The sequence below is a fragment of the uncultured Cocleimonas sp. genome, from assembly GCF_947495625.1.
Taxonomy (GTDB): domain Bacteria; phylum Pseudomonadota; class Gammaproteobacteria; order Thiotrichales; family Thiotrichaceae; genus Cocleimonas.
This window is the reverse complement of record NZ_CANLZW010000031.1, coordinates 1-14,235: the sequence shown is the minus strand read 5'-3', so window position 1 is coordinate 14,235 and position 14,235 is coordinate 1. Positions and strand designations below refer to the sequence as shown.

Genomic DNA, 14,235 nt, shown 5'->3' with positions numbered 1-14,235 from the left:
TATCAATAATTAAATTAGAAATGCATACTTCAAACATATCGGCTTTACTCAAAATAACATCAGGAATTAAATGACAAACCGTCAATCGAACATCATTTTTTATAGCGTTATATCGTTAATAATTTATGCATTAATAATCAACTATGCTTATCCAGAATTTTTTGAGGACTTTTCTAAAAGCAAAGAAGAGCTCTCCTTAAAAGAAGCGAAGCAAAATGGTGAACACAAGAAAGCGCTAAATATTTACCAACAATTGGTGGCAGAAAGAATAAGCGACGGCGATGAAAAAACGGCTGAAACCGCCACTATGTATGAAGGCATGGCGGATATATATTATAAGCTAGGCAATGATGCGGAAGAAAAAAATCATTATTTGAAGTCATTAAATATCAAAAAGAAGCTGAAAAAAAATGATATGTATGGGTTTGCAAAAACCTATTTTAAATTAGGGCTCATCACTGAAGAAGAAAAGCAATACGATCAAGCACAACAATATTTCGAGCAATCATTGTCAATAAGATTAGGAAATAAAGGCAATGAAACAGACCAGGAAAAGACCGAAGAACAGGGCATGATCGAAGGTATGCATGAGTCTCGTCTCAGTTACATAAGACTAAATAACGAAGAAACTATTAATACCTTAAAAAAATTAGGCGCGATTCATAAAATCAAAAAAGAATACCCTATTGCAAAACAGTATTACGCAAAGGCGTTAGCAGCCAGCAAATTAACCTATGGGGAAGATGCTAGCGAAACGTCAGAAATAAAGGACCTATTGAATAGGGTAGAAATGTAAATAAAAGATAAAGTCACCCCCCTACTTGAATGAGCTCTTCGTTTTGTTTTTTAAAACGTTAGAGCAAATTTATACCAAAGCTTAGTTATAGCTCGACTAAAAGGAGATACTATAACTTAGCGTGTATTCAAGCACTTTTTATAAAATGGCTCTAAAGTAGGGAGGTGACTTATTTATAGTTAGATGTATATCTATGATTCCATATAATCTAAATCAAACGTAATACCTGACCAACCACCAAGTGGTTTAAGTTTCTATTTTTAATACGATTCAATCTAGCAAGTCTCTGAACGCTAACGCCTGTTTTATAAGAGATTTGAATCAATGTATCGCCAGAGCGAACTGAATAGGCAATCTGCTTACTGACTCTCTTTTGGTTATAACGCTTGTGCTTGTTACTGCTCTGGTAATTCGCTTGCTTCTGGTATCTGTTGTATTGCTTATTGAAGCGCTTAACATGCTGAAAACGTTTGTTTTTCGCATATCCATTTTTAGCATGACTTCTAAATTTCGTCTTAGTAACAACGACTTTTCTAGTCGGTGAGTTTTTGACTACAACTCTTTTCGTTATTCTTTTGTGATTCGCGTATCTCTTATTCTTAACATTTTTGACATGGCTTTTATTAACCTGACGTTCAAAGTTATTGTGCTCTCTATCGCCATCTGCAAATGCATTACCGGTAAACGATAAAGCTAAAACTGACAGTGTTGTTGCTAATGTTAATTTAATATTTTTCATGGTTCTCACCCTTGATGTTGTTATTACAATAATTAAAAATTTAACCGTTTGAAGTTGTTTTCAATCGATGGATAAAGTTTGCAACAGCCAAATGAAAAATTGGGTAGTAACTTAGTAAAGAAATGTAAATGAATGTCTGCTTTTGTTGGGAATGCATGAAAACACATACAGAGAATTATTCAAATAATGCGGATAGCGGAAAAACGCTTCAAAAGGTAGGGGGTGACCTATTTTATTTGTAATTCATTAAATCGCTTCACCAAGTCTTCCCAATTTTTCTCAATCATCCAAAAATGACGGTTATTCATCCAGCGTCGGAAGCGATTTGGGCGCTTAGCTGACAGAATAGTATTAACCACCCAGTTCTCATCAAATCCCGCCCACTCTCCTGCGACAAAATACAAATTCGCGATACACACGGGAAACACTTCCAGCATCAGAATATCGTAAATCTCATCAATAGAATAACCAGACTCATGCATTTTCCTGGCGATGAATGCCAAATCATATTCCTGCAATTCTGTATCCAGAAATAAATCAGACAGCGCCACCCAGAGGGGCTTTCTGATTGATAATGTTTCGGAGTCAAATGTCATAAGTTAAGACAATTATACATGTAGTCATTTCTGCCAGGCTAGGCTCAACCATAAGCTTTTACACCTCAAAACCCGCTTACCAGAATCACCTATACATGCTCAACTTTTCAACGATTTTAAATTTAGTCAAAGTCTTTCATGTTTCTGTAATAATTTTTTCCTATAATCTCTATGTTACGCATTATTTTTTATGTCTACATTACGACCAAACTAATAAAAAGGAATTTTATGAAAAGCCTAAAATTTAAAAAAATACTTCTTACATTACCCCTTATCAGTGCAACCTTATTCGCCGGTACATCAAGCTATGCTGATGAATTGAGACTTCTTACCTGGGGCGGCTACGCACCAGATGATGTGATCAAGCTATTCAAAGAAGAGACAGGTATTGACGTAAAAGTTACCAAGTCAAACAACGAAGACATGATCTCAAAGCTTCGTGCAACTGGCGGTTCAGGATTCGACCTAGCACAACCAAGTCAGGACCGTGTAACAGGCGCACAAGAAAATCATGACATCTACAAGCCAATGGATTTATCGAAAATTGAAGCAGGCTCGTTCATCACTTCAATGCTAGATGCAACCAAAGCAAACACCACGTTGAAAGATAACGTTTACAGTGTGCCGCACATTTGGGGCACCAGCGGATTAGTTTTAAACACTAAAACTGCGGGCATGGTTAAAGATTACACCGACCTTTGTAGCAAAGATTTGATGGGCAAAGTGTCTTACCGCTTAAAGCGTCCAACGCTAATCGGTTTTGCCTTCGCAATGGGCTTAGATCCATTTGCAGCTTATGCGGACAAAGAGAAATACACAGAGCTAATGTCTAAAGTTGAAGCAAAATTGGTTGAGTGTAAACCAGTCGTTAAAACTTACTGGACAGGTGGAGATGCATTATTAAACCTTCTTCGTTCAGGTGAAGTAACAGCAGCAATGGCTTGGGATACAGGCGGATGGAAGCTTAATAAAGAAAATAAAGACATCACATTTGTAGCTCCTAAATCTGGCGCATTGGGTTGGATTGATACTTTCACCATCCCACGTAAAGGTAAGAATGACGAAGCCGCTTACAAGTGGATTAACTTTGTCATGAAGCCAGAAATCGCAGCAAAAATCACCGCAGCAGCGGGTAACTTCACTGCATCTAAAGGTGCTGATGCATTTGCTGATGACGTTTTAAAAGCACAATTTCAGAGCAGTTTCCCACAAGCAGCACTGGATAACGTTAAGTGGTACCCACCAGTACCTGCTGGCTTAGAAGAAATCGAAGGAAAAGTTCTGGATCGCGTTAAAGCGGCAAAATAATTAAGAAGTAATTTATAACAAAACGCAGATAAGAAGAAAACGTAGAAAATCTGTTTTAAATTATTACTTTTGCAGGACGAATCGCCCTTCTCAGGTTTATACTGAGAGGGGTATTTTTTTCTGAGGTAAACGTTGAGCTAATAAATGACAAAAAACGTAACAGCGAAAGATTCAAACACCAGCACCATAATCGACTTGGAAACCCGCAATGTTAACAAGCATTACGGTGATTTCACCGCAGTCGATAACGTCAGCCTGCAAATCGAAAAAGGCTCATTCTTCTCCATTCTTGGCCCATCGGGTTGTGGCAAGACCACCCTGCTTCGCATGATTGCAGGTTTTGATGAGCCAGATTCTGGCGATATTCTTATTCAAAGCAATTCAATGCTCGGCGTACCAGCAAATAAACGCCCAGCGAATATGGTGTTTCAGCACCTCGCGCTATTCCCGATGATGTCAGTGGCGGATAACGTCGCATACGGTTTAAAACAACGAAAAGTTAACCCTGCCGAAATCAGCAAACGCGTCAAAAACGCGCTCGAAAGCGTTGATCTTGGCGATTCAGGAAAGAAGAAAATCTCGCAGTTATCAGGCGGTCAAAAGCAACGCATCGCCATCGCTCGCTGTCTGGTTCTCGAACCCAAATTACTCTTACTTGATGAACCGCTCGGCGCACTCGATTTAAAACTGCGCGAGCACATGAAGGTCGAACTCAAGCAAATGCAAAGCCGCGTCGGTACCACCTTTATTTACATTACCCATGATCAGTCAGAAGCGTTAGTAATGTCGAATAAAGTTGCGGTAATGAACAACGGTGCATTCGAGCAAGTCGGCACACCATCCGATTTGTACTATCACCCAGAAACCTCTTTTGTCGCAGGTTTTGTTGGTGATGCTAATCGCTGGAAAGCCAAAGTCACACAGGTTGATCATGTTCGTTGCACCACACAAGTGGCTAATGGCCCTGCCTTACGCGGTAAAATCACCGGCACTAAACCTATTGCTGTCGGCGATGATGTTGATGTATTTGTGCGACCTGAAGCGATTAAAATTATCCAAGGTGAAGATAAGCCGCAAGAAAGCGACAATAGTCTGCAATGCAGAGTCGTTGACCTGCTTTTCAACGGCGCCAATAGCGCGGCATTGTTAGAAGATATCGCCACGGGCAAAGAACTCCACGTAGCGTTACCGCAAACCGGCGAATACATTGGTCTGCAAAAGGGAGAAAGTCTTACGATCGCCTGGTCTCAAGATCAGACACATTGCTTTAGTGCCCGCTCAAAGAGCACCTCAAAGTGAAGCAACACACCTCCATATTCTTCTGGCTGTTATTAGCGCCTTTCGCGTTATGGCTAATACTGCTAGTTATCATTCCACATATTGATATGCTTGGCATCGCGTTACGTGAGCAAACAGCGCCCAGAGAGTACGCATTCAGCTTTAAAAACTTTATCGAATTCTTTACCGAACCGCTCTATTGGCGCACCTTTATGCGCACCGCAGTTATGTCGATTCTAGCGACTGCACTGACGTTGTTAATTGCCTTTCCCGTCTCCTATTACATCGCCAAAATGCTACGTGGCAGATCAAAATCATTCCTGTTTTTACTCTGCCTGATTCCATTCTGGGTGAGCGAATTAGTACGCACTTACGGCTGGATGATTCTACTGCGCGAAACAGGTGTTATCAGTAACGCACTCCAATGGGCAGGCTTGGTTTCTGGGCCTGTTGAATTACTCTATAACGATGCCGCGATTATGGTTGGGCTGGTTTATACCTCGATGCTGTTTATGGTGGTTCCGCTAGTGACCGTTTTGGAAAGTCTGGACGATGACATCATCGAAGCCAGTTATGACCTTGGCGGCAATATGTGGACGACGATGCGCCAAATCGTTATCCCGCACGCGATGCCTGGTATCGTTTCTGGTTGTATTATCGTATTTATGATGACCTTGGGTAACTACCTCACGCCAAACCTGTTAGGCGGCAAAGATAGCCTGTGGTTTACCGAACAAATTTACACCCAATTCATTACGCGCTTTAATTGGGAGCTTGGCTCAGCCTTTGGTATTTTATTGCTACTACTATCATCTTTGATTGTCTGGCTTGGGCTTAAACTCAGCAGACAAACGCTAACGAGTACCATGACATGAGAATGTTTTTAATCGAGACAAGAAGGACATGATACCGTCAATCTCACAGCCCCCCTCACTTCGCTGGACCTACCGTGCTTATATATTGCTGTTCTATATATTCCTGATTGCACCTTTAGCCGTGGTCGCCACTTTTGCCTTTAATGACTCGCTATTCCCATCGCTACCGTGGAATGGTTTTACCCTTGATTGGTTTACTGGCGATACGCCTCAACGCTTAGGTGTGTTTAGTGATTCGGCAATGCTCGAAAGTGTTGGAGTTTCTGCCTTTATCGCCTTCTTTGTAACCGCCCTTTCAATCTTTGTCGCGACTACCAATGCATTTCTATTTGAACGCTACGACTTTCGCTTCAAAGAATTTCTCTACATGCTGATGCTATTGCCGCTGGTTATTCCGGGTGTAATTCTAGGCATCTCGATACTCATCTCATCCAACTCCATGGCGAATTATATGGATGAAGTATTTAATCTCGAAGTTGAATTCCTCAGGCCGGGCTTAGTGCTGGTGATACTCGGACAATTCGCCTTTATCACCACTATCGCCACAATGGTTATCGGTGCCCGCTTACGCAAAATGGATCGTTCATTAGAAGAAGCCGCTTACAATTTAGGTGCCAGTAAAACCGCAGTTTTAAGAACGATTACACTACCTTATTTGAGACCAGCAATGGTTGGGGCAGCTATTGTTGCCTTCCTCATGAGCTTCGAAAACTTCAACACTACTCTGATGCTGACAAGCTCCGACTCACCACTCACCATCACCATGTTCGATCGCTTGCGCGAAGGCTCTACACCAGAACTGAATGCGGTATCTTTATTGCTAATGATCGTTTCAGGAGTGTTGGCGCTGATTAGCGTGTTTGTGCAGAAGAAGGAAGATTCATAGCAGACAAAAAAACACCCCCAAAGTACGGGGGTGTGTTACACATTTTGATTAAGTTAAATCCTATCAATACGGTCGCTGCAGAATTATGAAATTCTCAAGATTTGACCAATGCGGATGTTATTGATATTCCAGTTTGTTATGTGATTCAATTTAGCTAATTTATTCACACTAACACCTGTTTTTAACGATATACGATACAAAGTATCACCAGAGCGCACTGTGTAAGCAAAAGGTTTTACGTTTCTTTTAACGACTTTATTTGTTACTCCTTTTGTCACGTATTTTGTCACGTATTTTGTATTGGCGCGACTCTTCGAAACGTATTGCGTTTTCGCTGGCTTCTTCACATTCTTGGTGAAAACGACCTTCTTGGTCGGGCTTTTGATAACTGTCTTTTTCACAACCACTCGCTTAGCGGTTGTATTCGAGTTGTTCGCGTTTTTTGTATAGCTCTTGTTGCTGACTTTTTGCTTGTTTGTCAGTTGCTTGCTTGTCTTTTGATTATTGGCTTTCTTGTTAAAAGAAACTTCATTCTGTTTTTTATAATTATTGTATCGGCTGCCGTTATCCGCAGACGCTACACCAGCAAAAGTTAAAGCCAATACCGAAAGAGTTGTCGCTAAAGTTAGTTTTACGTTTTTCATTTTATACATCCTTTGTTTAATTAGTGGGTTCAAAGCCGTTTGTTGTTTTTGTTCAAACGATGGATGTAGTTTGCACCAGCTAAATGCAAGCTTGGGTATAGAGAAAGTAAAGAAGTGTAAAGTGATGTAGCGCTAGTGTTGCAGGCACGGCGAAATGTGCAAATTTAGCCGGATTCTGCTGGATTTGCTTACATTGTTATTGATTGATACTAGAAGTAAGGGCTTAAAAAAGTGCCTTGCTCTGCATAAATTCTATTAACGTTTTCAAATAACGAAAACGTAATATCATTCAAGTAGGGGGTGTCAATAAACAAATACTTCTGAGTTTTTGAAAATATAAACCTAATTTTTACTGGGTTTGTCGATGCTTTTTCATATCTGCACGTAAATCACCAGAATACTCTAATGTCCTATCTTTAACTGCATCTTGAAGACCTTCTAAAATAGAATCACGTAATTCTGAAGTTTCTAAGTGCTGTTTTTTTTCACGAAGAATATCTCGTAGAAATTCACTAGGCGTTGAATACAAGGTTCCACCACCTGAGTTTTCATTAATAAAATTTCGAAGCTCATTCGTTAAGGATAAATTGATACTGCTTCGCATTTTGTCACCTGTATTTTCTAATATTTTTTTAACAGGCTAATTGCTACGTTGTTATCTGTCAATAATCGACAAGAAGCTAATATATGCTAGCTCTGCATAAATATCATTCAAGTAGGGTGTGTGTTTCCAATTCTAAAATAAGACGTTTCACTCACTCAACAAATGATCGGGGTACAGAATAATTATCTAGTTATAACTAACGACTTTATAGGTGCGAGCGTAACCGCCAATTAATGACGATTACGCTACACCATCTCCAACTCGCGACTTTTTATAGCAACGCGTCTTTCAACTTAGCAAAATCTAACTGCTCTAAGTATTCCTTTAGCACAGCATCGTCTTCTAGCTGTCTTCCCTTCACTGTAATGAGTATTTGACCAGCAAGCACCAAGGTGATTTCTGATCTGTTCTTTTCCGTTTTAATCATACCTTTGGCTTTTTTGTAGCGGAATGGTTTGGTATTTTGTTGGCCAGCCATCATTGCGGGGTTTTTAAGCATCATTGTCATCATGCCCATCATCGGTGAGTTTGCCATCACTTCGACAGTCACTGTTTCCCTGCTACGCTGAAACTCGCTTTTCATGCCAGTTCCGCCCCCCATTCCACCCAGCATAGACATTGCGGCATTGTTATTACCTTTTTGCTCCTTCTCCTTCCAGCCATCTAGAGCCTTGGGCATTAGCTGTTGAATTTCTGCCTGATACAGTTGTTGCACTTGAGCCGTGACAAACTTTAACTCTTCAACCGCTGCTTTATAGTCTTTCTCGTTATACGCTTCCAGAGCCACCGTGATTTGATCCGAAACTTCATCTGCGAAAACAGGCGCACTCAAGATTGGTGCTATCGTCAGCATTGATACCAATACAGAATTTTTCATTAATTGTGTGAATTTCATTTCGACTCCTAACGTTTAAATGTTCAGTGATTCAATTGGAACATTTAACACCGCCAAAATCTGTGATGAAAATCACAGTATTAAAATTTCGACAAGAAAAGCCCACAATACAAAACCATTAATCGAAAGTAAGCAATGTAGCGCAGACACCTAGGTCATTAATCTATAAAATACACGCCTTTCTGTATCACAAAGCACATCAATATGGACCAACAAACACCCGTCATAGCCAATCAACAGGCTAACCAAATCACTCTACGTTCGGCTCCTTGTGATCCTGAAAACGGACATGACATAAACTCAAAAGATTTGATCAACAAAGCCCTGTTGTTTGCTGAGCTTTCCATGATTGCTTATCTAAAGCCTGAAGAAACTGAAAAAGCAGCGTTGCGTCTTGGGTTTACCCGAACCACTTTCTACAATAACGACGGCTCCCAAGCCTACTCATTTGCCAACGATCAGGACATCGTGATCGCCTTTCGTGGCACCGAACCCAACGAATGGAATGATATAAAAGCCGATATCGATGCGACCAAAGCATTGGCCGAAACCGTTGGGCACGTACACCGTGGCTTTAAAAAAGAAGTGGATGATGTGTGGCCGCTATTAGAAAAAATGCTGATCTCACACAAACAAAATCTGGATAAAAAACTCTGGTTTACCGGCCATTCACTGGGTGGCGCGATGGCATCTATTTGTGCGGGGCGTTGCCTGTTGTCGCATATCGATACACGACCAGAACAAGTACATACCTTCGGTAGCCCAAGAGTCGGCACAAAACGTTATATAAACCACGCTAAAGTCGATTACTACCGCTGGGTAAACAACAATGACATCGTTACACGCACGCCACCGGTGTGGCTCGGCTACCGTCATGCGGGCAAAGAAATGTATCTCGATGCGCAAGGAAGGTTAAAAGAATTAAACGCAGTACAACGCAAAGCTGATCTCTGGAAAGGCTTTGTTATCGGTTTAAAGAATAAACAAATTGATCACTTCAGCGACCACCTGATAGATAACTACGTTGACTATATCTATGAAGAAACAAAGCCTCGTTCAGAGGGTTAAACACAGCTAGCTTTTATTTTTCTTTTATCCAGTCAGTATGGAAGAAAGTCCCTCGGGGCTGATCAATACGCTCATAGGTGTGCGCACCAAAATAATCACGTTGTGCCTGAATCAAATTGGCGGATGATTTCTCGGAACGATAAGCATCAAAAAAGCTTAATGCCGAAGTGAAAGCGGGCACAGGAATACCCATACCTACTGCAGTCTGGACTGTTTGACGCCATCCGTTCATGGATTTTTGCACGGCATCGATGAAAAACTGATCCAGCAATAAATTTTCTAGCTGAGGATTGGTTTCGTAAGCTTTTTTAATATCGTTTAAAAAGCGACTGCGAATAATACAGCCACCGCGCCAAGTCAGTGCGATATTGCCGTAATCAAGATTCCATTCATAATGCTCTGAAGCGCTTTGCATCAACATAAAACCCTGAGAGTAAGACATGATTTTTGCCGCATAAAGCGCATCGCGAAGTTGTTCTAATGCAAGCTTACGATCACCCTGAAACGCAGGTACTTCATGCGGATATATTTTGCTTGCCTCAACACGGGAATCCTTCAAAGAAGACAGAAAACGCGCAAACACCGCTTCGCTAATCAAGGTTAACGGCATACCCTGTTCTAATGCGCTGATTGCCGTCCACTTACCCGTGCCTTTTTGCCCCGCTGTATCCAGAATTTTTTCTAGCAAAGGATCCTCAGAGTTATTCATCTTATCGGCAACGCCCATAATATCGGCGGTAATTTCAATTAAATACGAATTTAATTCACCTTCATTCCATTCCGCAAAGGTCTCTTTCATCTCGGCATGGCTTAGCCCCAAACCCAAATGCATAAACTGATAAGCCTCGGCAATCAACTGCATATCACCGTACTCAATACCATTGTGAACCATCTTCACATAATGACCCGCGCCACCTTCGCCAATCCATTGGCAGCAAGGCTCGCCATCCACTTCAGCAGCGATTGCTTGAAAAATATGCTTAACATGCGGCCACGCATCGGGATTTCCGCCGGGCATAATAGAAGGCCCAAAACGCGCGCCTTCTTCACCCCCAGAAATCCCCGCACCGAGATAAGCAATGCCTTTCTCCTTCAACGCTTGAGTACGACGAATAGTGTCAGGATAGTGAGAATTACCCCCATCAATAATAATATCGCCTTCATCTAACAAAGGCAGAAGCGCATCAATCGTAAGATCGACAGGCTTACCCGATTGAATCATCAACATCACTCGACGCGGTGATTCCAACGAACTAACCAGTGCTTCAAGAGAGTAGTGAGCCGTTATAGCCGTATCTTTAGCCTCCCCCAACAAAAAATCATCCGTCCTCGCCGCAGTCCGGTTATAAACCGACAATGCAAACCCATGATCATTAATATTAAGTGCCAGGTTTTGCCCCATCACCGCAAGTCCGATTAAACCCATATCTGATTTTTTTGACATTTTATAGTCCTGATTATATTGCCGATTAATACTTATATAACTTCATTGATAAAGAAAGGAAGTAGTAATTTTGTTAATAGTACAAGACAGGAATATCTCATAAAAATCAGGGGAGGAATGAAAATTTATGTGAAATTATGATTTAGGTTGGTGTTTTAGATTGCTGGAGGAAGAATCTTAGTTGTTTTGGAAAAGTGCCTATAAGTGTGTGTCGGGGCTTAAATGCATACGCAACCGATGGAATTGTAATTTTTCGAAGATTAGAATGCGGCACGAAATCAAACAGAGTTTATATAGTTTAACGTTTGTATGGCTTCTTGTAATCAGCCCTGACAACTACTATTCATTATTTCTGCCCGTTGTCCAGCCAAACTAAATACCCAGCGAATAGAATCAGCAACACAACAAAGATCAACGACGCTGGTTCTCCCCAAGCTAACTCAATATTCACATCACCATCAGCTAACTTTTCACTATAACTAAACTTTCCAGAAAAGATTGAGGTACCCCCTAACCCTAAAATCCCCAATATAAATAGTGCCGTTCTAAAATATCTCCGTTTCGGGTTTAGAATATAAATCAAATACCATGAAAGAAAAAACGAAAATGTTGAAATTGGGTAAGAACTTGTATAAATAAAAACAGATGATCCAATTATTAATGCCAAGAGAAAACTTCTAAACCACCACTCCTCAAATATAGCCCACTTACTTTTAGCTACACTATTTACTTTGTGTGATTCATTAGTAGAAGAACCGTCAAGTTGTCTAGAAGAATAATTCTTAGAGGGTCTCTCAACATTGCAACAGGAATTCATGATATTTTGAATACTATAAATATCATCACCTATATTATTGTTACAATTATCACAAATTGAACTCGTAACCCTTTGATGTGTTTTCAAGTTGAAGCAACAGTCACCACTGTGATTAGATAGATTGTCATACTCTAAATTACAATAGTAAGCTGACAATATAATTGTTGCTATAGTGCCGACATCCAAGCTTTCTAGCCGAGTTAAAGATATCAATAATGTATTAGAACTCTTTTGATAAAACCATCTATGAGTTTGTTTAATAGAGTACTTACATATAACAATCCTAAGGACTTTATTATCTTTAGTGATACCTGTTTTATTATCGAACTCATCGATTAATAAAGATGCATCAATATTTCTTTTAGCGTCTACTGTGACACCTTCATAAGATTGCTCTTCTTTTATTCGTAAATTACACTCTAAAGCATTTATATGGTTAGATATGCCTTGATTACTAACTTCCCCAAGATTTATGAATACTAGCTCAGCATTCATCTTCATGAACTCATATGCAGAAATCTTACTTGATTTATAATACTTAAAATAAATGCTGAATTATTATAGAAATACGCAACATTTTTTTTATCTAATATTCTTCTTCTAGACTCCCTCAACAATAGATAGGGGTTATCTATTTTATCAGTAATAACTATCCCGTTTTCTATCATCTCAATATGGCTATCCAGATTATCATACGTCTTATTAATTTCTCTTTTAAAATCAGGTGATTTGTAATTCTCCTTCATTTCAATAAAAGGACCACCAACAATTTCATATCCTTCCATAACATCATAATAATATGTGTCTAAATCACTTTGAGAAATTGGTATATTTAGATCCTCGATAAGGAATTTAAGAAAACTACGCCACGTTTCAGTTAAAAACTTATCCTCATTTCCTTCCTTAATTGATTTATCAAACTCGACCTCATTATTAATTAAGTAAATTACAAATGATCTAAATAAATAATCTGCCAAGTGATTTGGGCCAATCGAAACTTTTAACCAGGAATCCCAAATAAACTTTTGGTAATGATCATGATCCCCATCAAAAAAATGAAAGTAATCATACCAATGTGCAAATAACTCCCATAATTGACCAGCAACATTATCCAGCTCAACCAGAAACTCACTTTCAATTATTTCTTTTAATTTATCTGGTTTGTCAAATTTTGAAGCATCAACATTCTCCCTCTCCACAAGAGACCTTACAGCCTCAAAAATAAGTTTCTCTTCTTTGTTATCGATATCCAAATTTGTCCATTCAAAGTGGGAAATCTCATGAGTAAGTATTAACCAAGACGTTGATCGTGATATTGGAGATAGTGCTGCACTATAAGGAAGACTAATTACCTCTCCTGGTAATAACTGGAAGTTAAAAATATCATTAAATATTATAAACCCAGTCCATTTTTTATCTGGCATTTTATCTGTCAAAAATAATCTATTAAATATAAACTTGACCGTGTGATTAATGCTAGTTATTGAATTTAATACCCCATTTGATAAATTTACCGGTGAGTCCTGAAGAAATAATGAAGGATTGAATCCTGAAGAAGTTCTTTGTAATAAACCAGTTTCCGCACATTCCAGCATTCGAATCGCATAACCTATCTGCATAAAATTACTCGAAGGATTTTCTAAATATTGATCTACCTCACCTAATAAACGTAAAGGAAAATCCTTCATATCTATAACATCAAGATAAACGCTACCTAAATTCAAATTGGCAAATAACTGATAAATAAACGCCTGAATTCTCACTGCAAGAGCTTTTCGCTCCCTATACAAGAGACCTTGAACAGGTGGATATTCTTCTGGTTCTACTACTTTATACGGAGCTATATACTTATCAGAAGGAAGATCACATTGAATAAAAGTATTTGTATCTATGAGGGCGGGCTTATGATCTAAGTCTTCACGGAAATTTATCAACTTCTTTATCAGAAGACTTGTAGATACCTTATCCGGAAAGTTAATCGACAAATCGAAATCACCCAGATAAGAGTTACACACACCATTAATATCAGTAAACTGCTCCTGTATGCTCTTTTCCATACTTGGAGGGCAAGAAATCAAGATATTAGGAGTTACCATTCCCTTTAATTCTTCATATTTTCTAGGAATAATTATATTATTGCTTGAAATTAATGGAATTGTTCTTGTTAAGAAAAACAAACGGATTTTGCTGTGATCGAACTCTTCAGCTTCTTCAGCTTCTTCAGCTTCTTCAGCTTCTTCAGCTTCTTCAGCTTCTTCAGCTTCTTCAGCTTCTTCAGCTTCTTC

At 39.5% G+C, this 14,235-nt stretch carries 14 protein-coding genes; 6 read left to right on the top strand and 8 right to left on the bottom strand.

The annotated features are described in order from the left end of the window. Positions 1-70: 70 nt before the first annotated feature. Positions 71-796, top strand: coding sequence for a tetratricopeptide repeat protein (locus tag Q1A31_RS15890; RefSeq protein ID WP_299878939.1), 726 nt, complete (start codon positions 71-73; stop codon positions 794-796). Between the two features lie 208 nt (positions 797-1,004). On the opposite strand, the gene Q1A31_RS15885 is transcribed toward Q1A31_RS15890, so the two are convergent. Both Q1A31_RS15885 and Q1A31_RS15880 read right to left on the bottom strand, forming a co-directional pair. Next, positions 1,005-1,535, bottom strand: a complete 531-nt coding sequence (locus Q1A31_RS15885; protein WP_299878936.1) for a LysM peptidoglycan-binding domain-containing protein — start codon at positions 1,533-1,535, stop codon at positions 1,005-1,007. A gap of 227 nt (positions 1,536-1,762) precedes the next feature. After that, positions 1,763-2,131 (bottom strand): hypothetical protein, encoded by a 369-nt coding sequence (locus tag Q1A31_RS15880; protein WP_299878933.1) that lies wholly within the window; start codon positions 2,129-2,131, stop codon positions 1,763-1,765. A gap of 228 nt (positions 2,132-2,359) precedes the next feature. Here Q1A31_RS15880 and Q1A31_RS15875 point away from each other — a divergent pair, with 228 nt between their 5' ends. From Q1A31_RS15875 to Q1A31_RS15860, 4 genes are all read left to right on the top strand, one after another. Then, positions 2,360-3,439, top strand: a complete 1,080-nt coding sequence (locus Q1A31_RS15875) for an extracellular solute-binding protein (protein WP_299878930.1) — start codon at positions 2,360-2,362, stop codon at positions 3,437-3,439. A gap of 144 nt (positions 3,440-3,583) precedes the next feature. Continuing rightward, complete coding sequence (locus Q1A31_RS15870; RefSeq protein WP_299878927.1) at positions 3,584-4,738, top strand: ABC transporter ATP-binding protein; 1,155 nt, start codon at positions 3,584-3,586, stop codon at positions 4,736-4,738. After that, a complete protein-coding gene (locus Q1A31_RS15865; RefSeq protein ID WP_207906932.1) occupies positions 4,735-5,592 on the top strand; it encodes an ABC transporter permease in 858 nt (285 codons plus the stop codon). Before Q1A31_RS15870 ends, Q1A31_RS15865 begins: the two co-directional genes overlap by 4 nt. 28 nt (positions 5,593-5,620) lie before the next feature. Next, a complete protein-coding gene (locus tag Q1A31_RS15860; RefSeq protein ID WP_299878916.1) occupies positions 5,621-6,478 on the top strand; it encodes an ABC transporter permease in 858 nt (285 codons plus the stop codon). Between the two features lie 83 nt (positions 6,479-6,561). On the opposite strand, the gene Q1A31_RS15855 is transcribed toward Q1A31_RS15860, so the two are convergent. The 3 genes from Q1A31_RS15855 to Q1A31_RS15845 all read right to left on the bottom strand — a co-directional run bounded on the left by Q1A31_RS15855 (position 6,562) and on the right by Q1A31_RS15845 (position 8,621). Then, entirely contained in the window at positions 6,562-7,122 is a 561-nt protein-coding gene (locus Q1A31_RS15855; protein ID WP_299878914.1) for a LysM peptidoglycan-binding domain-containing protein, read from the bottom strand. Positions 7,123-7,471: 349 nt separating this feature from the next. After that, complete coding sequence (locus Q1A31_RS15850; RefSeq protein ID WP_299878912.1) at positions 7,472-7,726, bottom strand: hypothetical protein; 255 nt, start codon at positions 7,724-7,726, stop codon at positions 7,472-7,474. A gap of 271 nt (positions 7,727-7,997) precedes the next feature. Beyond that, a complete protein-coding gene (locus Q1A31_RS15845) occupies positions 7,998-8,621 on the bottom strand; it encodes a hypothetical protein (protein WP_299878910.1) in 624 nt (207 codons plus the stop codon). Between the two features lie 204 nt (positions 8,622-8,825). On the opposite strand from Q1A31_RS15845, the gene Q1A31_RS15840 reads away from it, so the two are divergent. Then, positions 8,826-9,689, top strand: a complete 864-nt coding sequence (locus Q1A31_RS15840; RefSeq protein WP_299878907.1) for a lipase family protein — start codon at positions 8,826-8,828, stop codon at positions 9,687-9,689. Between the two features lie 13 nt (positions 9,690-9,702). On the opposite strand, the gene gnd is transcribed toward Q1A31_RS15840, so the two are convergent. The 3 genes from gnd to Q1A31_RS15825 form a co-directional block, all read right to left on the bottom strand. Then, complete coding sequence (gene gnd / locus Q1A31_RS15835; protein ID WP_299878904.1) at positions 9,703-11,133, bottom strand: decarboxylating NADP(+)-dependent phosphogluconate dehydrogenase; 1,431 nt, start codon at positions 11,131-11,133, stop codon at positions 9,703-9,705. A 346-nt stretch (positions 11,134-11,479) separates the two neighbouring features. Next, positions 11,480-12,451, bottom strand: coding sequence for a hypothetical protein (locus Q1A31_RS15830; RefSeq protein WP_299878901.1), 972 nt, complete (start codon positions 12,449-12,451; stop codon positions 11,480-11,482). Then, positions 12,448-14,235: hypothetical protein (locus Q1A31_RS15825; protein ID WP_299878898.1), on the bottom strand; the 1,788-nt coding region annotated here is incomplete at its 5' end. The genes Q1A31_RS15830 and Q1A31_RS15825, both read right to left, overlap by 4 nt.

Bases quoted from the DNA above. Each gene is read 5' to 3' on its own strand.
- Q1A31_RS15845 (WP_299878910.1), bottom strand. From the start codon at position 8,621: ATGAAATTCACACAATTAATGAAAAATTCTGTATTGGTATCAATGCTG.
- Q1A31_RS15870 (WP_299878927.1), top strand. From the start codon at position 3,584: ATGACAAAAAACGTAACAGCGAAAGATTCAAACACCAGCACCATAATC.
- Q1A31_RS15840 (WP_299878907.1), top strand. From the start codon at position 8,826: ATGGACCAACAAACACCCGTCATAGCCAATCAACAGGCTAACCAAATC.
- gnd (WP_299878904.1), bottom strand. From the start codon at position 11,133: ATGTCAAAAAAATCAGATATGGGTTTAATCGGACTTGCGGTGATGGGG.
- Q1A31_RS15880 (WP_299878933.1), bottom strand. From the start codon at position 2,131: ATGACATTTGACTCCGAAACATTATCAATCAGAAAGCCCCTCTGGGTG.
- Q1A31_RS15860 (WP_299878916.1), top strand. From the start codon at position 5,621: ATGATACCGTCAATCTCACAGCCCCCCTCACTTCGCTGGACCTACCGT.
- Q1A31_RS15875 (WP_299878930.1), top strand. From the start codon at position 2,360: ATGAAAAGCCTAAAATTTAAAAAAATACTTCTTACATTACCCCTTATC.
- Q1A31_RS15830 (WP_299878901.1), bottom strand. From the start codon at position 12,451: ATGAAGATGAATGCTGAGCTAGTATTCATAAATCTTGGGGAAGTTAGT.
- Q1A31_RS15855 (WP_299878914.1), bottom strand. From the start codon at position 7,122: ATGAAAAACGTAAAACTAACTTTAGCGACAACTCTTTCGGTATTGGCT.
- Q1A31_RS15890 (WP_299878939.1), top strand. From the start codon at position 71: ATGACAAACCGTCAATCGAACATCATTTTTTATAGCGTTATATCGTTA.
- Q1A31_RS15885 (WP_299878936.1), bottom strand. From the start codon at position 1,535: ATGAAAAATATTAAATTAACATTAGCAACAACACTGTCAGTTTTAGCT.
- Q1A31_RS15850 (WP_299878912.1), bottom strand. From the start codon at position 7,726: ATGCGAAGCAGTATCAATTTATCCTTAACGAATGAGCTTCGAAATTTT.